Here is a 16885-nt window from a genome sequence, read left to right as displayed (position 1 = left end):
AGTTATGGAGGCAGGTTTGGTCTATCAGTCTTGCGCCTGCGGAGATCAAGCGGCTGCGCCTGCAATCCCAGCCTGGGAGCTATGGGTTTGGGCGAGCCGTAAACGGAAAAGCCCAGCGCGATGGCTGGGCTTCTGAGGTCGTGTGCTTTGGTGGTGACTTGTGCACTATGGGAAAAGTACTTAAAAAACCCCACCATGTCAACAGGTTTATGCCGCCTCTTCTTCTTTCTCCGCGTGGATCACCTGCCAAATCGGCTGAAGTGCCTGAATATCCACTTCCTTGATCACTGCTTTCAGGGAATCCCACAACTCAAGCCAATCCCGGTTCCAGTGTTTCGGCTCAATCGACACCCCGAAGAAGTCTTTCATCTCCGCAGCCACCCGCGCTGGGCCCCATTCAGCCGCCCCGCTCACCTCGCCTTTGTAAGATTGGAGCGCCAGGGTAACCAGGTACTGGGCCTTCACCCGCTTGGACGATGTCAGGTCTGGTAGCGCAGCTTTGGCGGTGATCAGCAGCACCGCGTTCATAACGTGTTGCATGGTCATGCACGGGTGATACAGGAAGTGCCCAACCTGCTGAACCTGGAATGGCAACGTGTCGATGGCGCGAAGCACCTTACCGATAGCGGCCAGATGCGCCGCGCGCGCTGTGGACCGGTCGGCGGATGTGCGACGGGTCTCGCTGATGCTGATCCGCTGACCAGGCACCGAGAAGCGACCCGCCTCCTCGCCCTTTTCACTGCCAAGTGCTGGGAACTGAGCCTCGCGCTTGCCGATGCGGCCGCCAGTCTTCACCGGCGCCGATTCGGCCCGGTCGATTGCGACGGCGCTTATCGATGCGTTCGATTCGTGTTGTGCTTCAGTCCATACCTGACGTGCGTTGATCAGTTTCATGCAGCCCCCGCTTTCAACATGTCGGAATTGATTGTCAGGCGCCCTACCTCGCCGTATTGCTTGTGGTAGGTGATGACCTTGGCGTCACGGCCGCTTATCCAGCCGCCGCGGCTTGCGTAGGCATCAGGTGCAGCCAGGGTGCGGTGCTGCTCCACGATCATCAGGTTGTTTTCCTTGATGTCGACGTGGTGCAGGTGGCCCAGGTGCGCGTAGCTGTGCTGGGTGCGGCCGAAGACGTCGCGGAACTTCGCCACGAAGACATCCGACACGTTCGCGGGCTTCTTCTTGTGTCCATGATGGAAGAACAGGCTGGTCTGACCATGCTCGACGCAGTAGTAAGGATCAGGGCTGCGGTCAACGGTGATGCGGGGTTCGTTCTCGTAGATGGCTGAGAACCATTCGCGCAGCCAGATGGAGCTGGCGGTGTCGTGGTTGCCCTCGGCCATGAGGACGTGAACGCGCTGGTGCTTGGTCAACAGCATGTCGACGACGCGTCGGGTGACGCGGATCGCCACACGAACCAGCTTCTGGAACCGGGTATCAGCGTCAAGCAGGTGCTTGCTTGCTGGTGTCACGGCGTCGAGGCCGTCCCAATGGAGGTAATCCCCGAGCTGGGCAAACACCCCGATCTCAGCATCAGGCGCCATCCTGATTGCCGCGGCGAACCAGGCAACAAGCTGCTGCTCGGCAATGCTCAGGTCGTAGTCGGCTCCCGTCTCTTCATGCCATGACAGCAGGCCCAGGTGGTAGTCCGTCACGACGTAGCAGTTCAGCAGGTCGGTGTTACAGGCGGCCGGTGCCGGCGCGAACGCCATGCGCGGCAGATCCTCCCCCATGGCCTCGACGGCGGCCTGCATCAGCTCCCGCTGCCGCTCATGGTCGATGTTCGTCTTCACCCACTGAAGCACCGGGGCCTTCACGCCTTCTTTGTACAGACTCGACGTGCCCTTCAGGTGAAACCCGTCCGGAACGATGTGCGTCATGTCGTGCTCTGGGCTCCAGCCTTTGCGGGCCATCTTCGCCTTGCGCTTGTACAGCGTCCGCTCGTTCAAGCCGAAGTGAGCGGCAGCCTCGGCCATGGTCATCGTTTGTAGTGCTTCGACGATCTGCTCGTCCGTGACTTTACGCTCGCTCATGGATGGCCCCTGTCAGTGATTTGATATCGAATGCAGCTCTCGCCTGCCAGCCAATCCAGCAGCCATGCATGTAGGCGTGTTTGTTGTAGTCACCACTGGGCCCGCGCAACTTCATCATCTCGGCCAAAGTCAGATCATTCCCCGTGACCCGAAGGTTTTGCAGCGCGAACCAATGCTCGAAGCCCTGGCGAACTTGATCACTCATGCAGCCACCTTCTGGCCGTTCAGGTGCTCTGCACATAGCGCCTTGGCCTTGGCCAGATCCTTGCCCGAGTGCAGGATTTTCCCAGCGGGCGTCCGGGCGACGTAGGCGGCTCCGTGCTGCAATGCGTACTTGCTCAGGAGGTAGCCCTCATCGCTGGACATGCAGTTCTTGCTGATGGCTTTCCAGTTCATGGCCGGCTCCCCCGACGAATCAATGCAGCCAATACGCAATACCCCGGCATGATCAGGAGCAACCACAGGTGAGGCAGGATGTCGCTTGGAATGGTGGTCATGCTGTCTTCCTCCTGAGTTCACGGGTCTTGGCGCGGTATTCGGCGGTGATGGTTTTCAGGTCTTCGATGGTGTACTTGCGGACGGTCTGGTCGGATTCGAGCGCCTCCACTTCAGCCAGGCCGATGCGCTTGATCAAACCGATGCGGTAGTCGATGGCATTGCCAGACAGGTAGCGGTTGTCCTGCTTGCTTTGGGCGTGGCAGTTGCGTTCGTCGAAGCGAAGGTGCGGTGCGGCACCGACGCTTCGGTAATGACCTGCATCGACTGCGTTCCCTGCCCAGTCCAATGGCCGACCGCTGGAGATACAGGCGTGGCCGGCGAGTTGGTCGCGAACTCGGATAAATTCGTTGAATGCTTTTTGCGCATCACGCACCCATTCTCCACGGGTCTTTAACGCGTCTTTGCGAACCTTTATCTCTGCTCGGCCAATTTGAAACAGCGACTTTCTCGCCTTCTCTGCGTTAACGTCCTTGGTCGCCAGTCCACAGGCCGGGCTGCAGACCTTTTGACCGAGGCGCTGCGGTACGAATGAGGCCCTGCACTCTTCGTTGATGCAGGTCTTTGGCTTGCGTGGTTTGGATGGGATGCTCATCAGCGAACCTCCATCACGGCTGCGATCAGGCAGAGCATCACGGCTCCGAACGGCTCGCCGCTCATTGCGAGGATCAACGCGATAAACCAGATCATGCCGACACCTCCCGCGACTTCTGCTGCTCAGGGGCGAAGTCGCCGCGCAGAGGCATCAAGTTGTATGGCGCTTTCTGTGTCCATCCTGCGACATGCCAGCCTTTGGCTAGGCTGTGGTGGAAGAGGCCTTCAGCTGAAACTACCCAGATCGGAGAGCCGGCAACATTTCTCGTCATATCGCCATCTGGTGTGCGGTAGCGCTCTTCATTTTCAACGAGAAACAGAAGCTCAACAGTGCGAAACATGTTTTCCGGATGGTCTTCTCTCGCAATCAGCGCCAGATCACCTGGCTTGAACTGGCTCATGCTGCCACCTCGCCCAGCAGGTCGCCGAAGAACACGCCCTTGGCCGTGAAGTCATCCACGATGCGATCGGTGTAGGCGATACCCTGGGCGCGATTGAACAGGCGAGTCACAGGGAAGCCGTCCGGGCCGAAGATCGGGCAAGCGCCCATCAGCTCCAGCTTCTGCTCGTATGGCAGATTCAGGAAAATGCGGTTCCAGCCGTCGCGGAAGTCGGCATCGTCAGCGCGCATGATGGGAACGCCGATGTGCAACTTGCAGTACCGGCGAGCATCCTCCACGTCGCCGATCTGGGTCATCTGCGCGATACGCTCGTACAGGGCGAACCACAGGGCATTCTGATCCAGGGTGCGGTCCTTGCCCGGGCGCAGCGACACCACCACGAACTTCTTCTCGCGGAACATGGCGGTTAGCATGCTGATGGCTTCGGTGAGCTTGCTGGAGCTGTTCACGCTGATCTTGTCAGTCATGGCTGGACTCCTTGCACTGGTCGCCTACCATGAAGCGATGGCCAAGAACTTCGACCGATGCGCACCCGGCGCCGGTCGCAGCAATTAAGCCGACCTTCAGAACCAGTACGATGCCGAAGACACCACACGCGACGAACCACATCGCAAGAGCCGTAGTGATGAATTTACCCACGGCGCACCCCCTTCGCTTTCAGCTCGGCTAGGTCACCGCATGGCTTGCAAAGTTTCACGCCATCCACTGCCTTGCGGCGATCCTCAGGAATATCCTCGCCGCACTCTTCGCATTCAGTGGCGCTGATGCCGGTGTAACGCGGGATCTGGGCAAGGGTCCGATTCAGGGACTCTTCAATCAGGTTGTCAGCCTCATCACATACGTCGGCCATTAGAATTTCTCTCCTTTCTTGATCCCGAACCCGCGACCCATCTCGACTTCTTCCTGGCTGATCTCTCTGGCTCCGGCGAAGTTTACGAATCGCAAGAATTTCCCCTGTTGCTGGACGAGGCAGCTACCTACCTGCGCGTGGCGGCACTTGGGCATGATGATTTCGGTGACGCCGTTCTGGCCCTGCTCGGTGTCGGTGTCGCGATGCACCAGCAGGATCATGTGGGCGTCTGCTTCGATTTGGCCGCAGTCCTTCAGGTCGCTGGCGATTGGCTTTTTGCCGGGGCGCTTGGTGGATTCGCGGTTGAGCTGGGCCAGCAGGACGACAGGAACATTGAGCTCCTTCGCCAGATTGACGATGCCGGTTGAAATCTTCGAAAGCTCGGCGGTGCGGTTCTGCGACTTCTCTTCGGACTTGATCAGGCCGATGTAGTCGATGGCCAGGATTGCCAGGCCATGCTTTTTCTGGACCATGCGGGCGGTGCTGCGGATCTTCGAAAGGGTTTGGCCGGATGCGTCACTGATGAACAGGGGCTTGCCGTTGATCTTGTTCACGGCCGACGTCAGGCGCGGCCAATCCTCGTCTTCCATCGTGGTTCCGAGGTCGATCCGGCCGAAGTCGATGGCGCCGACCGAGGCGAGCATGCGGTTGCCCAGCTCTTCCTCTGGCATCTCAAGGCTGAACACCAGAGCCGAGCCGATGTTATTCAGCGCGATGTGCTGGCAGATCTGCATGCCGAGAGTGGTTTTCCCACTGCCTGGCAGTCCGCCGATCACGGTGACGGTCTTGCGCTTCAACACCTTGATCATCTTGTCCAGGTCGGCGAGCCCGGTCTGAATGCCAGCGGGAACCCGATGGTTGAACTTGTCGTCCAGCACGTCGATGTTCTTGCCGATGATCTCGTCCAGGCGCTTGTAGTCCGATTCACCGTCATCCAGATCGCGTAAGTCAGCCATTGCTTGTTGGGCACGGGCGATCACGTCGGCCAACGGGGCTTCCTCGAATGCCATGTCCGAGACAGCGGCAGCGGCATCGATCAGGCGGCGCAACACGGCGCGCTCCATCACGTGCCGGGCGTAGGTCTTCCAGTTGGCAGTGCTCGGGACGTTCTTGGCGATCTCGACGGCAAAGGCGAGTGTGCTTTCCCCGCTCGGCAAGATGGGCCGGGTCAACCCAACGGTCACAGGGTCAATCGGATCACCGCTCGCCTGGCATTCGATGATTGCCTGATACAGCGCGGCGTTATCAGGGCTGTAGAAGTCGGAGGTCTGGACCTTGTTGGTGATGTCATCGAACAGGCTCGAATCCATCATGATCGCGCCGAGAACGCCGTGCTCAGCCTCGAAGCTGTAAAGCTCGCGGGTCATTGGTCACCCCCGCGGCTGGATTCCCAGTCGAAGACGATGGCTTGGCCACCATTCTCGCGAAGGCGATCAAGCGCCCGGTCGCCGATGTAGGTCGAAAGCTCAGCTGACGGCAGGTTCGAAGTGATGATCGTCGGCAGCATCTTGCGATAGCGCATGTCGATGATGGTGTGCAGCGAGTTGCGCTCGAACTCGGTCCCACCCTGGGCGCCGAGCTCGTCGATCAGGAGCAGATCAACACTCGATAGCTCGACCATGATGTCCTGCTCGGTATCGCTGGAGCCCTTGTTAAACGTGGCTTTGATTGCGCTGATGATGTCCGGCGCTGGGGCGTACAGCCCGTGGGCGCCGAACTGCGTCACCACGGCCTTCAGGATTGCGCAGCCGAGATGCGTCTTGCCATTGCCGAAGTTGCCCAGCATCAGCAAGCAGCGGCCGGCGGCAAAATTGTCCTCGAACTGGTTCACGTATGCCCGGCAAACCTCCAGCGCGATGGCCTGGCCGTCGATGTCTGTGCGGTAGTTATCCAGCGAGCAGCTACGGAACCGTTGCGCGATCCCGGTGGCGAACAGTGCAGTGTTGGTCGCCTCCCAGCGCTTCAGGGCAACGGCGTCGGTGTGCGCCTGTGATTGCACGTCCGAAGTGTGGATGCTCTCCCAGTAGCAGTTAGGGCAACCAATGACCTTGCTCGAACCATCGAAAGCCTCGACAAGGCGACGCTCGTATTCGCCATGGGCTTCGCAGTTGTCATTGCGGATCTTCACCCGAGGCTCAAGCCCGAATTTAGAAGTTCGCACGGCGCACCCCCAGACGTTCGTTCTCTGCGGTGCGAGCACGGATCTCGGCAGCGTTCACTTGCGGAATATTCGTGAAAGCGGACTTCACCGGGAATGCGTGGACGTTGCGTGGTGCGTTTGCGTTGCGAACCCAGTTGCGCCAGGTAGCGAGCCAGTCAGCCTTGGTGGCTTTGGTGCCGGTGGCGGCGTGCCAGTGATCGCGGAACTTGTCGGCTTCGAGGTCGATGCCTGGAGCGCCAAGTTCAGGGCGAGCATCCAGAGCCCAGGTGCGCCACGCTTCAGGGAGCGTCCAGTCCTTGGCTAAGCGGGTGCCCTTGCTGCCCTTGGGTTGATCAGGTTCAGGGGTGACCTTTGGATCATCGATCTGAGCCGGCGCTGCGGCAGCGGCGCAAATCTTTTGATCTTGATCTTCTGGTTCTTGGTTAGTGGTTATTGGTTCTTGGTTAGGTGCCGGTTCGTGTACGACTGGTGCACGGTTCGTGCTGTTCTGAGCACGCTTCGTGCGCTTATCTGCCTCACGTTTTTCTGCGATTTCCTTATTTTTCAAGGCTATGGCGTGATAAGCGTTGATTTCATCCTGAATGCGCGCCTGGACGTAGCGACCATCAACCAAGTCGAAGAATTTGCTCAGTACAAACGTCACTGCTGTGACTTCTTCGTTCGATCTGGCCCAGCACCAGTCGATTGCCTCTTCCAATGTCGGGAAGCGCTCACGGTCGTAGCACGCATCGAGAAGAAGCGTGTACGCACCGTGCTCGATCATGGATAGGCGACCTGCCTTCTTGTGGTAATCACCGATGTTCCGCTTGAAGTAATGCATGCTCAGATCTCCAGCTCATCGGTGACACGTTTAATAAATTCGTCGTAGCTCTCTGACATCTCGAACCCGCTCTGCTCAAGCAGTCTGCGGTGAGCTTTGGCGGTCTCGTACATGAACCAGCGGTCTTGCTCTGGCAGGGTCTTGAACGTCGCGTAGACGGGCCACGGGCCAGCTACTGGCTGAATCAAAGGTTTATGACTTGGGGTGTTGATGAAAACTGGCTGATGATTCATAATTTGCTCCAGACATTGCTTCAACGAATTAACCACCCGGCCAGGTGGTTTTTTTGTGCCTGAAATTCAGGCGGCTTTAACCGAGGCTTCCATCACATCCAGGCTCTGCCGGACGTGAGTGATCTCCTGGCGAATCATGTTTTTCTCGAAGGCGTTGACGTGGTTGTCAGCCAACGCGTCGTGAACAGCGATGGTCAGGTCAGCGACTTCCTTGCTGACGTTGATCAGGGACGTGGTGAGGACTTGAGGCTTCGGGGCTTCCTTCGATACGAGGTCGAAACCGAACTGCTCGGCCAGGGCGCGCAGAGGGCGCATGTCCTCGGTGTGCAGCAAGATCCCGAACAGGTGCTCGACCGTCAGGTGGTGCGCATCGTTGTCCGGGTTGGCACGCTGCAGCAGGCTCACATGGGCGACACCCATCTTTGCCGCGAGTACTTTCGCTTCGTTATCGAGAACAGCGTTCTGGCAAGCCCGCAGGAAGTCGTCCATTCGTAAAACCTCGTTACAGTTTCCGTGGTGGCTCAATGCCAACAAGGCGATGATTTGTTCATCAACTGATCGGGGAGCGTGCCCATGACCAATCAATCCGAATTACAAGGCGAGATAGCCGCCCTTTGCTGCCTGGTGGTTGCCTTGGCATCCACCCTTCCCTTGTCGTCTCAGCTCAGGCTGTGGCCTGCGTTTGAGCGTATTGCTGGTCCTTTGCGTGATCACCTGTGTGGTGATGAGTTGCGCGGGTTTGAGCGCGCTACCGTGTCGCTAAGCTCTAAGCGGCCATCTCGGCCCATGGAAACGACGGGCAAAGGGCTTCTTTCTTGAATTTTCCATGGGTCAGGTCTTCTGCCCGCTTCGCCACAACCGGAGACATTCCGTGCTTTCCGCGAACCCACCCAGAGACGGTGCTTTGATCAACCTTGAGCTTCTCGGCGGTGGTTTCCTGCGTACCGAAGAAGGCAACGAGGTCTTTGAAGATATTGTTCATGCTGCCCCTCCATATGTGAATACCCATATCGTAGTGCATGGGTATACCTCTTTGCAAGGATATGGGGACACCAGTAATACTTTGCCGATGGAATACAAAGAACGAGTCAAGGCCGCGCGTAAACACGCGAAGCTCACACAGGGTCAGCTGGGCCAACTGGTAGGCATCGATCAAGCCTCTGTTTCTGATTTAGAGCGAGGTAGATCGCAGCGATCCTCCTACAACGCCACCATCGCAAAGGCGTGCGGTGTCTCAGCCCTTTGGCTTGAAAGTGGCGAAGGGGAAATGCTTGCTGGGAAAGAATCAACCCCAAACATCGGCGAGGCCCGCCATCAGGTCGAGTCCTACCGCTACCCAGTGATCAGCTGGGTTGCCGCGGGCGCCTGGGCCGAAGCAGTCGAGCCCTACCCTGCTGGCTTCTCTGACCGCTACGAATTCTCCGAATACGACTCGAAAGGCCCGGCCTTCTGGCTTGAGGTCAAAGGCGACTCGATGACCTCGCCTGTCGGGCATAGCGTCACCGAAGGCACGCTGATCCTGGTGGATACCGAAGCCGAAGCAGCACCCGGCAAGCTGGTGATCGCCAAGCTGCCAGAGAGCAATGAAGCAACCTTTAAGAAGCTGGTGAATGACGGCGGCAGGTTGTATCTCAAGCCGCTGAACCCCAGCTACCCTATCGAAGTCTTCGACGAGCGCTGCCGGATCGTCGGCGTTGTGGTGCGGGCGCTTCAGAAGTTCTGACTCCGGAGCCAACCATGCCCCTAACCAAGCCCAATCAAGAGCTGCGCCGCGACCTGAAAGCCGCCGCTTCTGCCCTCGAAGACGCCGCCCAGGATCTTTTTCGTGAAGCGAAGACCTATGCCGAGCCTGAGTTTATGGAGGCCATGGAGAGGATCGGAAAGCTGCATGAGAACATGGATCGGCTGATGGCGTATGCGGAGGAAGTGAAGGCGGGAAGGATCATTAGGACAAAGGCTGAATGATTTTGCGTGACGAGGAAATGTAGTGCATGGACAAGAGCATGAGCGACGACATCGAACTACAAGCAAAACGTCAAAGCCTTGGAGAGCAGACGCTTTCCATCACTGTTGACCAGTTTATGGACTACATCCAGCACAAGAAATCTGATGGCCCGTGCGAATCATGCGGCTCTATAAGATGGATATATGTGCAGGACAATGGCCGCCCCGCAATAATGGGAACGCAAAATGTTCGCAATGACGCAACGTCAAACTGGTTTTTCTGGATGGTCTGCGGATCTTGCTCGAGCACTCGCATGATTGCTGCCGGCCCTGTCTGGGAGCACTACTTTGCCGTTAAGGGGTTATTGAGTTGAGTGACAATCTTGTTCAGTTCCCTCCTACGCCTAGTGACAAGCGGCGCGGTCCCGGCAATACTGGAAATGGAAAGCCGCCTGGAGATGGTGAAATGGAAGCGCGTGTAGCGAAGCTTGAAGTTCACGCCGAATACATCCGCCGTGATCTCGATGAGATGAAGGGTGACCTCAAGGAGGTCCATGAAGACCTGTCCGCAATAAAGCGCCGTATGGCTTACTTCGGCGGAGCGGCATTTATCGTCGCAGTAATTTTCGGATGGATCGTCAACAATCGGTTTGATCAGGTACTGGGGTTGCTTACGAAGGCTTCCTAACTCAACATCTAATTCCAAGAGCCAGGCCCAGCGCCGGGCTTTTCATTTCCGCCCTTCCCTGCTCGACAATGATGGCTGTGCGCCATGGTAGAGTTACGACTCAACTATGGAGGGATGCCAATGCTGTCACTATTTCGTTCCGCGTGCATTATTGCTGTCGCAGCGCTACTTCTTTCTGGTTGCGCCTCCGGCCCGACCCAGCAAGATATATCAAGCGCTTACTATGGATCTGCACCTTCGCAATCCCAGGCGGAAAGCGAGATCAAAGGTTATTTTGGGCGGGTCTTGAAAGACCCATATTCCGCTCAATACCAGTTCTCTCAAGCCAGACAGGGCTACATGGTCGGCAATGCTTTCGAGGGGCGTAAGCTGTACACCGGTTTCATTGTCTTGGTTGATGTGAACGCCAGGAACAGCTTTGGCGGGTATACAGGAAATAAAAGCTACCAATTTCTATTTAAGGATGGCCGCATGATCCGAGGACTTGAAGTATTGCCTCACGGCACGCTGAGCACCCTGTTTTGACTATTGAGTGCCCCGGAAAGCCCGCCTAGCTCGGGCTTTTTTACACCCACAGAAAAGACATGTGCGATTTGTTTACATATTTCTCGCGCCACCCCTTCGAACTATTGCGGAAACCCGAAAGGCCAAATACTGTATATACATACAGCAACGGCAAGGAGCACCGCATGCCTCAACCAACCCCAAAGCCAACAAAAACACCATCGTCCTATGAGCTTGCAGGGCGCCGAATTCAGAAACTCATCGCCGCGCCTGGCGTGCAAAAGGTCCAGGCGATCACGGTATCGAGGCTCGAGCACGAATCCGCAGAGGATTGGCAGCGCCTCATCGACGAGATCAGCGAAACAGCAGGTGTGATGGTTGAGGCCTTAGAGGGCGGCGCCATCAGGATCGGATGGCGACAGTACTGCGAAGCATGAGACGAGCCCGCCATTGAGCGGGCTTTTTATCGACTATCGAAAAAATTATGTGTTTACCCATAGACAACGAATATGTGTTCACCTATATTCTCTTCAACGCCACAGAACACCGAGGCGCCAGGGACTGAAAAGAGACCCGCCACACGACTGGTGAAGCCGCCAGATAGCCCGGGATCAGCGAAGTGATCTCCCGACCCCCGACAGGGGACCGACCGGAACAAAGCTCTTTGACATAGAGATTCAAGCCAGTGACTGCCGCCAGTAGCGGGTCACGGTAGAAAGTATCACTGAAGCGCCTGGAAAGCCGGGCGCTTTGGGATGCGGACGAAAGCAACCTCCGCGCAATGCGGCCCCTGCATCTCAGATGGCTTCCTGCTGTTTCAGGATCGCCATCTGGCTTTACGACTGCCTCTCACACCCCGGGAGGCATTCGAAAGCCCAAACCCGACAAGGACAACCCTATGAAAACTCCTGCGCCGGAAACGGCATTGATTCTGCGCACCTGCAACGCCGATCTAACGAGCCATCGCGGGTTTCAATGGCCCGCTGAAATCGGCGCCGTCGTAACCGCTCCAGACTGGCGAGACGATGACAAATGTGGCCACGGCTTGCACGGCTGGCTCTTCGGCCACGGAGATTCGAGCGCCAGCAATAGCATCGGTAACGCCGATGCGAAGTGGTTGGTGGTTGAGGCGCCAATCAACAGCCTGAAATCGCTTGGCGGAAAAGTGAAATTCCCGGCTTGCACCATCCGCCATATTGGCGACAAGCACACCGCAACCCAGTTCCTGCTGGAGAACGAGCCTCGCGCCGCAAGCGTTGCTGTAATTGGTATCACGCTGACTGGTGGCGAAGGCTCCACGCTGACTGGTGGCTACGGCTCCACGCTGACTGGTGGCAACCGCTCCACGCTGACTGGTGGCAACCGCTCCACGCTGACTGGTGGCGAAGGCTCCACGCTGACTGGTGGCTACGGCTCCACGCTGACTGGTGGCTACGGCTCCACGCTGACTGGTGGCGAAGGCTCCACGCTGACTGGTGGCTACGGCTCCACGCTGACTGGTGGCTACGGCTCCACGCTGACTGGTGGCAACGACTCCACGCTGACTGGTGGCTACGGCTCCACGCTGACTGGTGGCGAAGGCTCCACGCTGACTGGTGGCTACGGCTCCACGCTGACTGGTGGCAACGACTCCACGCTGACTGGTGGCTACGGCTCCACGCTGACTGGTGGCGAAGGCTCCACGCTGACTGGTGGCTACGGCTCCACGCTGACTGGTGGCTACGGCTCCACGCTGACTGGTGGCAACGGCTCCACGCTGACTGGTGGCTACGGCTCCACGCTGACTGGTGGCAACCGCTCCACGCTGACTGGTGGCAACCGCTCCACGCTGACTGGTGGCGAAGGCTCCACGCTGACTGGTGGCTACGGCTCCACGCTGACTGGTGGCGAGAAGGCCGAGCTTCGCATCCGCAAATGGTGTTCAAAATCTGAGCGCTACCGCACATACAACGCCTATGTAGGCGAGGACGACATTGAAGCTGATGTCGCCTACCGTCTCAATGACGACAACAAGTTCGTCAAGGTTTAACCCTCTCCGTGCGACGTCAGCCAGACGCAAATGGCCCGATCTCTCCATGGTGATGGAGAAGTGCTTGTATCGGTGAGTTATCTGTCCATGACATCGATTAGGTTGGACGTAGGTCGTTCGAGCCCGACGCCAGATAACTTTCCAATGCAGGTACAGCTGCAAAGCGCCAATAGTGTGCGCAGTTCCACTGTACGACTAACCGGAGGATTTGCAGCCATGTAACAGACAGCCAAAGCCCTCCAGCAGGAGGCAAATCACCCCACGTAGGGAGGTCTGCGTGAGGTAGTAAAGCCCGGCTCAGGTCGGGCTTTTTATTTGGCGATTGGAGGTGAGTGATGAGCGAACAACGTAAGCCATATCCACGAACGGCGGACAACGCCGACAAGATGAATCTGCCAGAAGGAAAGACCTGCGGCGACTGTGTGTACGCCAATCGCTGCATCGCAATGTTCGGACATATCGCAGAGGACGAGTCTTGCGACTGGGCCCCCTCAAGGTTCCGCGAGGCGGTTCAGCAGGTGGCGCAATGAAGCAGATTCGCATGCAAACCACCGCACTCAACGGCCGAATCATGGCTGGTCATCCTGACTCGAAAGGGAAATACCTAACTGAGGGATCTCGTCAGGATGTCACCAGCGACTTCATGAAATGCCTCGTTGAAAAGGCGGAGTTCCACGGTGGCGCATTCGACATCATCGGCGCCGATCAGAAGTGGCAGGTAACCGTAACGAAGGTGCAGCCATGAAACGCACAACCCCCTCACCCCGCAAACCCCGCCCCGACGTCCACGACTGCGCCAAAGGTCGGATGCATGACGCACCGAGGAAGGTCGTTACCACTATGCCGGGCGGGTATATCGCCTGATTGGAGATTGAGATGAGCGACCGTAAGCCGCTGCTAAAACCAGACGGGAAACTGCATCAGTTTTTGCTCAGCATCTCCAACCGGAGATTCCGCTGCGAGTGCGGCTGCAACGTCTTTCACATACCGGATGACCAAGAGCTGTCCCGGTACAAGTGCAACTCCTGCGGCGCCGAATTTACCACCGCTTAACCCGCCACTCTGGAGGCGACCATGACCTACGAAGTGACCATCGAGGAGTTCGTCCTCCAGTGCAACATCACGCACTGCGTTTCAGTGAAGGGCGACCCAAATTCCTGGGCGAGCCCGGATGACTACTACGGCTATGAGGAGATGGAGTTCGAAATCGTCTCTGGCTACACCTACGACGAAAACGATCTGATCGTGGATATCGGGAAGAACGGCTGCGCGGCGGTTGCCGAGAAGTGGGCCGAAGAAATCGAGGAAAAACTGTGGGAGCAAGTCGCCGCAGAGCGTGAAGAATCCTGCGATTACGACGACCGAGATTACGACTGGGAGGCAGCATGAACAATCACGATGCTGCCGTCAGCATGATCGAGGCAGAGATCGCAACCATCGCGACGACTGCGTTTCCGGTCATGGCCGGCTCAGTCTGCCGGATGGCGGTATTTCTCGCTTACCGCCTCGACGCGATTGTCTGCGCCGAGCGAGACGAATACCTCAAACAGATTCGCGCACTGGAAATGACCCGATTCGTTGAACTCCTCAAGGGAGAAGCGGCATGACAATCATCGCGAGAAACGCCAAAGCAATGACCGAAGCCCTGAACCGTCAGGGCTTTTTTCTGGTCGCTGATTTGCCAAAACGCATCAAGGTCCAGATCCGGCGCGGCATGCTGGTGGTGAGACTGCCATGAAATCCAGACTCGGAACCCGCGTCTACACCTTCAAGGAACTGATGAACCGCATCGACATGGAGTACTGGTATGTCCACTGCCACGGGCAAGACATCTTTACCTTCGTCCCGATCCAGTACAAGGGGAAATGACCATGAATGAATATGAAATTCATTTAGTTGATTTAGATGATTCTGTCATCTCAGTTATTGTCGAGCATATGACTCTTGGCGCAGCCATAGAACAAGCTAAAAAAATGGCTGAAGGCAGAGAAAAGAATATCTGCAGGCTAAGAACTGTAGTCATAACGCTAATGGATAAGCAGCCATGAAGAATGCCTTCTGGATTCTCACCTTCATCACCGTCCTTATCTGGGGCGCCTACGACGAAATGCGGGAAGTGCACCGGTCGGCTCAGTTGCCTATGGCGGTGGTGCGATGAACATATCAATCGTGCAAATAATAATCGAAGTCGACGGCCAGCTCTGCAATGCAAAGGTTCCAAATGGAATGGAACACATGATCCTGAGCCTCTTGCAGGCCACCGACGACGGCAAGATAGCTGCCGTCAAGCTGCCGCCATCATGGAAGAAAATCAGCTTGGCTGAGGCGGTGGCCGGTGACTAGCTACCAACGCGCCAAACGCATTTACCTTTGGCGAGGCTCAGCCATCGTCCTCCTCGGCACCACCTTCGTAATGCTACTCGGCGCCCTCGCCGACCGCATTACTCAGTAATTCACCCCTCGCTGGGAGGGCCTTAACTGGATGGCCCAGACGCGCAAGGCGGCAAGAGCGCGATAGCACATCACCGCCAGCCAAGGCGAATAGGAGCTGGTCCTTCACCTGCAAAGCTGTCTGTCGCCAAGGCTGAGCAGGCTAACCCAGACCGTTTGTGACTTGGCATTCCCCTCCCGCACCCAATAACTCGAACTCATACGCCGCCTGCATGGCGGGGAGAACCGTCATGTCTGAATTTAAACACACGCCAAGCCCGTGGATTCTTAGCGAATATGAAGTTCGCCATCCGATCACGCTTGAGCTGCGCAAGGGGTGCGAGATCTTCTGCAAGGACAACAACCGCGTTGTCTGCGAGATCCCTGATTACCACTTTCACAAGGAAGACGTTGCAAGCCAGAGCGCTGATGCTCGTCTGCTGACTGCCGCGCCTGAGCTGCTTGAGGCTCTTGAGTATGCGCTGTCCATGTGGGGCGACTATCTGCCAGCTGGAAACAGCAATGCCATGAAAGCTATTAAGCAAGCACGCGCAGCTATAGCCAAGGCCCGAGGTGAGTCATGAGCCACGAATCGAAAACCCACTTCCGCAAGGCGTTCGACTCGCCCTACCTGAGCAGCGCCGATATCGTCGAACCGACGATCCTCACCATTGCCCGCGTATCGCTGGAGCCGGACAAGACCAAGAAGACGAAGGACGTTTTTAACACCGCGCACTTCGCCGAGCGTGAACTGCGTCCGGGCGAGAAGCTGAAGCCAATGATCCTCAATGCGACCAACAGCAAGACGATGCGATCGCTGACGGGCTCCCCGTTCATTGAGGACTGGGCAGGCTTCAAGGTGACCGTCTACGTGGACAGCAACGTGAAGTTCGGCAAGGAGACCATGGAAGGTTTGCGGATCAGCCCTAAGGCGCCGGTCATTGCATGGCTGACTCCAGAGAACCCGAAAGGCTGGAACAACGCCAAAGCCGCGTATAAGCGTGATGGCAACCTCGACGCAGTACTGGCCCGCGTATCCATCTCCGATGCCCACCAGCAGCAGCTCATGGAGGAATGCGCCAATGAATCGCGTGTGGCATGACGTTCCGCAGAATACCGATGCGTGGCAGGCGCTGAGACTCGGCAAGGCCACCGCTTCAAACTTCGGCTGCATCATGGCCAACGATGGCGCGGCGTTCGGCGAGCCGGCCAAGAAGTACGCGCTGCAGCTCGCCCTGGAGCTGGCGACCGGACGCAAATCCGAGTTCAGTTTCTCGACGGACCACATGGAGCGCGGCCACGAGCAGGAGCCGATTGCTCGGATGCTCTACGAGGATGCTGAGTTCGTCGATGTCACGAACGGCGGGTTCTTTGACTGCGGCGCTTATGGTGATTCGCCAGATGGGCGTGTTGGCAAAAGCGGCGTTATCGAAATCAAATCTGTAACTGCCGCAGTCCATTACGCCAACCTGAAGCGCGGGTCATTCGACCCGGCCTACCGCTGGCAGCTGGTTGGGCATGTCGACTGTGCTGACTGCGATTGGGTCGACTTCATCAGCTACTGCTCAGAATTCCCCGAGGCCAGCCAGCTCATTGTTTACCGGTCCACCCGCGACGACTTCAAAGAGGAACTTAAGCGCCTCGCAGATCGCCGCGCCCAGTTCCTCGAACTCGTCCAAAAGACGCTGAAATCAATCCCAGTGTGA

At 57.4% G+C, this 16885-nt stretch carries 32 protein-coding genes and 1 pseudogene; 17 read left to right on the top strand and 16 right to left on the bottom strand.

Annotated elements, in window-relative coordinates; genetic code table 11:
- Positions 1 to 207: 207 nt before the first annotated feature.
- The 15 genes from ACGJAX_RS20330 to ACGJAX_RS20260 form a co-directional block, all read right to left on the bottom strand.
- On the bottom strand, positions 208 to 894 hold the full coding sequence (locus tag ACGJAX_RS20330) for a hypothetical protein (protein ID WP_390955896.1): 687 nt from the start codon (positions 892 to 894) through the stop codon (positions 208 to 210).
- On the bottom strand, positions 891 to 2030 hold the full coding sequence (locus ACGJAX_RS20325; protein ID WP_390955895.1) for a winged helix-turn-helix domain-containing protein: 1140 nt from the start codon (positions 2028 to 2030) through the stop codon (positions 891 to 893). Before ACGJAX_RS20325 ends, ACGJAX_RS20330 begins: the two co-directional genes overlap by 4 nt.
- Positions 2017 to 2235 carry a hypothetical protein gene (locus ACGJAX_RS20320; RefSeq protein WP_390955894.1) on the bottom strand — a complete coding sequence of 73 codons (219 nt, stop codon included), beginning with the start codon at positions 2233 to 2235 and terminating at the stop codon, positions 2017 to 2019. The genes ACGJAX_RS20325 and ACGJAX_RS20320 overlap by 14 nt, the downstream gene beginning before the upstream one ends.
- Positions 2232 to 2426: a hypothetical protein gene (locus ACGJAX_RS20315; protein ID WP_390955893.1), complete on the bottom strand. Its 195-nt coding sequence runs from the start codon at positions 2424 to 2426 to the stop codon at positions 2232 to 2234. The genes ACGJAX_RS20320 and ACGJAX_RS20315 overlap by 4 nt, the downstream gene beginning before the upstream one ends.
- Positions 2427 to 2523: 97 nt before the next feature.
- Positions 2524 to 3120 (bottom strand): recombination protein NinG, encoded by a 597-nt coding sequence (locus tag ACGJAX_RS20310; protein ID WP_390955892.1) that lies wholly within the window; start codon positions 3118 to 3120, stop codon positions 2524 to 2526.
- Positions 3121 to 3211: 91 nt separating this feature from the next.
- Positions 3212 to 3520 carry a hypothetical protein gene (locus ACGJAX_RS20305; RefSeq protein WP_390955891.1) on the bottom strand — a complete coding sequence of 103 codons (309 nt, stop codon included), beginning with the start codon at positions 3518 to 3520 and terminating at the stop codon, positions 3212 to 3214.
- Positions 3517 to 3987, bottom strand: a complete 471-nt coding sequence (locus ACGJAX_RS20300; RefSeq protein ID WP_390955890.1) for a hypothetical protein — start codon at positions 3985 to 3987, stop codon at positions 3517 to 3519. The genes ACGJAX_RS20305 and ACGJAX_RS20300 overlap by 4 nt, the downstream gene beginning before the upstream one ends.
- On the bottom strand, positions 3980 to 4159 hold the full coding sequence (locus ACGJAX_RS20295; protein ID WP_390955889.1) for a hypothetical protein: 180 nt from the start codon (positions 4157 to 4159) through the stop codon (positions 3980 to 3982). The genes ACGJAX_RS20300 and ACGJAX_RS20295 overlap by 8 nt, the downstream gene beginning before the upstream one ends.
- Positions 4152 to 4370, bottom strand: coding sequence for a TraR/DksA C4-type zinc finger protein (locus ACGJAX_RS20290; RefSeq protein ID WP_390955888.1), 219 nt, complete (start codon positions 4368 to 4370; stop codon positions 4152 to 4154). Before ACGJAX_RS20290 ends, ACGJAX_RS20295 begins: the two co-directional genes overlap by 8 nt.
- Complete coding sequence (locus ACGJAX_RS20285; RefSeq protein ID WP_390955887.1) at positions 4370 to 5737, bottom strand: DnaB-like helicase C-terminal domain-containing protein; 1368 nt, start codon at positions 5735 to 5737, stop codon at positions 4370 to 4372. Before ACGJAX_RS20285 ends, ACGJAX_RS20290 begins: the two co-directional genes overlap by 1 nt.
- Positions 5734 to 6531 carry an ATP-binding protein gene (locus ACGJAX_RS20280; protein ID WP_390955886.1) on the bottom strand — a complete coding sequence of 266 codons (798 nt, stop codon included), beginning with the start codon at positions 6529 to 6531 and terminating at the stop codon, positions 5734 to 5736. The genes ACGJAX_RS20285 and ACGJAX_RS20280 overlap by 4 nt, the downstream gene beginning before the upstream one ends.
- Entirely contained in the window at positions 6518 to 7351 is an 834-nt protein-coding gene (locus tag ACGJAX_RS20275) for a DUF1376 domain-containing protein (protein ID WP_390955885.1), read from the bottom strand. The genes ACGJAX_RS20280 and ACGJAX_RS20275 overlap by 14 nt, the downstream gene beginning before the upstream one ends.
- A gap of 2 nt (positions 7352 to 7353) precedes the next feature.
- Complete coding sequence (locus tag ACGJAX_RS20270) at positions 7354 to 7584, bottom strand: hypothetical protein (protein ID WP_390955884.1); 231 nt, start codon at positions 7582 to 7584, stop codon at positions 7354 to 7356.
- A 66-nt stretch (positions 7585 to 7650) separates the two neighbouring features.
- Complete coding sequence (locus ACGJAX_RS20265) at positions 7651 to 8073, bottom strand: phage regulatory CII family protein (RefSeq protein ID WP_390955883.1); 423 nt, start codon at positions 8071 to 8073, stop codon at positions 7651 to 7653.
- Positions 8074 to 8350: 277 nt separating this feature from the next.
- Positions 8351 to 8566 carry a YdaS family helix-turn-helix protein gene (locus tag ACGJAX_RS20260; RefSeq protein WP_390955882.1) on the bottom strand — a complete coding sequence of 72 codons (216 nt, stop codon included), beginning with the start codon at positions 8564 to 8566 and terminating at the stop codon, positions 8351 to 8353.
- Positions 8567 to 8653: 87 nt separating this feature from the next.
- On the opposite strand from ACGJAX_RS20260, the gene ACGJAX_RS20255 reads away from it, so the two are divergent.
- The 6 genes from ACGJAX_RS20255 to ACGJAX_RS20230 all read left to right on the top strand — a co-directional run bounded on the left by ACGJAX_RS20255 (position 8654) and on the right by ACGJAX_RS20230 (position 11157).
- Entirely contained in the window at positions 8654 to 9307 is a 654-nt protein-coding gene (locus tag ACGJAX_RS20255; RefSeq protein WP_390955881.1) for a S24 family peptidase, read from the top strand.
- Positions 9308 to 9321: 14 nt separating this feature from the next.
- Positions 9322 to 9549 (top strand): hypothetical protein, encoded by a 228-nt coding sequence (locus tag ACGJAX_RS20250; RefSeq protein WP_390955880.1) that lies wholly within the window; start codon positions 9322 to 9324, stop codon positions 9547 to 9549.
- A gap of 38 nt (positions 9550 to 9587) precedes the next feature.
- Positions 9588 to 9902 (top strand): hypothetical protein, encoded by a 315-nt coding sequence (locus tag ACGJAX_RS20245; RefSeq protein ID WP_390955879.1) that lies wholly within the window; start codon positions 9588 to 9590, stop codon positions 9900 to 9902.
- 92 nt (positions 9903 to 9994) lie between these two features.
- On the top strand, positions 9995 to 10216 hold the full coding sequence (locus ACGJAX_RS20240) for a hypothetical protein (protein ID WP_390955878.1): 222 nt from the start codon (positions 9995 to 9997) through the stop codon (positions 10214 to 10216).
- A 120-nt stretch (positions 10217 to 10336) separates the two neighbouring features.
- Positions 10337 to 10741 carry a hypothetical protein gene (locus ACGJAX_RS20235; protein WP_390955877.1) on the top strand — a complete coding sequence of 135 codons (405 nt, stop codon included), beginning with the start codon at positions 10337 to 10339 and terminating at the stop codon, positions 10739 to 10741.
- 164 nt (positions 10742 to 10905) lie between these two features.
- A complete protein-coding gene (locus tag ACGJAX_RS20230; RefSeq protein WP_390955876.1) occupies positions 10906 to 11157 on the top strand; it encodes a DUF1654 domain-containing protein in 252 nt (83 codons plus the stop codon).
- A 515-nt stretch (positions 11158 to 11672) separates the two neighbouring features.
- Here the strand turns inward: ACGJAX_RS20230 and ACGJAX_RS20225 are convergent.
- Positions 11673 to 12527 (bottom strand): annotated as a pseudogene (locus tag ACGJAX_RS20225) (hypothetical protein); the annotation flags it as partial.
- A 557-nt stretch (positions 12528 to 13084) separates the two neighbouring features.
- Between ACGJAX_RS20225 and ACGJAX_RS20220 the strand changes: the two are divergent.
- The 11 genes from ACGJAX_RS20220 (at position 13085) to ACGJAX_RS20170 (ending at position 16885) form a co-directional block, all read left to right on the top strand.
- Positions 13085 to 13279, top strand: a complete 195-nt coding sequence (locus tag ACGJAX_RS20220; protein ID WP_390955875.1) for a hypothetical protein — start codon at positions 13085 to 13087, stop codon at positions 13277 to 13279.
- Positions 13276 to 13494, top strand: a complete 219-nt coding sequence (locus tag ACGJAX_RS20215; protein WP_390955874.1) for a hypothetical protein — start codon at positions 13276 to 13278, stop codon at positions 13492 to 13494. The genes ACGJAX_RS20220 and ACGJAX_RS20215 overlap by 4 nt, the downstream gene beginning before the upstream one ends.
- A gap of 329 nt (positions 13495 to 13823) precedes the next feature.
- On the top strand, positions 13824 to 14138 hold the full coding sequence (locus ACGJAX_RS20210) for a hypothetical protein (RefSeq protein ID WP_390955873.1): 315 nt from the start codon (positions 13824 to 13826) through the stop codon (positions 14136 to 14138).
- The gene (locus ACGJAX_RS20205) at positions 14135 to 14356 is read left to right on the top strand and encodes a hypothetical protein (RefSeq protein ID WP_390955871.1); all 222 of its coding nucleotides are present in this window, start codon (positions 14135 to 14137) and stop codon (positions 14354 to 14356) included. The genes ACGJAX_RS20210 and ACGJAX_RS20205 overlap by 4 nt, the downstream gene beginning before the upstream one ends.
- On the top strand, positions 14353 to 14487 hold the full coding sequence (locus ACGJAX_RS20200) for a hypothetical protein (protein ID WP_008037046.1): 135 nt from the start codon (positions 14353 to 14355) through the stop codon (positions 14485 to 14487). Before ACGJAX_RS20205 ends, ACGJAX_RS20200 begins: the two co-directional genes overlap by 4 nt.
- Positions 14484 to 14618, top strand: coding sequence for a hypothetical protein (locus ACGJAX_RS20195; RefSeq protein WP_390955870.1), 135 nt, complete (start codon positions 14484 to 14486; stop codon positions 14616 to 14618). The genes ACGJAX_RS20200 and ACGJAX_RS20195 overlap by 4 nt, the downstream gene beginning before the upstream one ends.
- A 2-nt stretch (positions 14619 to 14620) precedes the next feature.
- Positions 14621 to 14797 carry a hypothetical protein gene (locus tag ACGJAX_RS20190; protein WP_390955869.1) on the top strand — a complete coding sequence of 59 codons (177 nt, stop codon included), beginning with the start codon at positions 14621 to 14623 and terminating at the stop codon, positions 14795 to 14797.
- Positions 14798 to 14903: 106 nt separating this feature from the next.
- Positions 14904 to 15092 carry a hypothetical protein gene (locus tag ACGJAX_RS20185; protein ID WP_390955868.1) on the top strand — a complete coding sequence of 63 codons (189 nt, stop codon included), beginning with the start codon at positions 14904 to 14906 and terminating at the stop codon, positions 15090 to 15092.
- A gap of 338 nt (positions 15093 to 15430) precedes the next feature.
- On the top strand, positions 15431 to 15763 hold the full coding sequence (locus ACGJAX_RS20180; protein ID WP_390955867.1) for a hypothetical protein: 333 nt from the start codon (positions 15431 to 15433) through the stop codon (positions 15761 to 15763).
- Entirely contained in the window at positions 15760 to 16281 is a 522-nt protein-coding gene (locus tag ACGJAX_RS20175; protein ID WP_390955866.1) for a hypothetical protein, read from the top strand. Before ACGJAX_RS20180 ends, ACGJAX_RS20175 begins: the two co-directional genes overlap by 4 nt.
- Complete coding sequence (locus ACGJAX_RS20170; RefSeq protein WP_390955865.1) at positions 16262 to 16885, top strand: YqaJ viral recombinase family protein; 624 nt, start codon at positions 16262 to 16264, stop codon at positions 16883 to 16885. Before ACGJAX_RS20175 ends, ACGJAX_RS20170 begins: the two co-directional genes overlap by 20 nt.

Origin of the sequence: Pseudomonas moorei (assembly GCF_042846945.1) — a bacterium.
Lineage (GTDB): Bacteria > Pseudomonadota > Gammaproteobacteria > Pseudomonadales > Pseudomonadaceae > Aquipseudomonas > Aquipseudomonas moorei.
The sequence above is the reverse complement of the archived record's forward strand: the minus strand, read 5'-3'. Positions and strand labels throughout refer to the sequence as shown.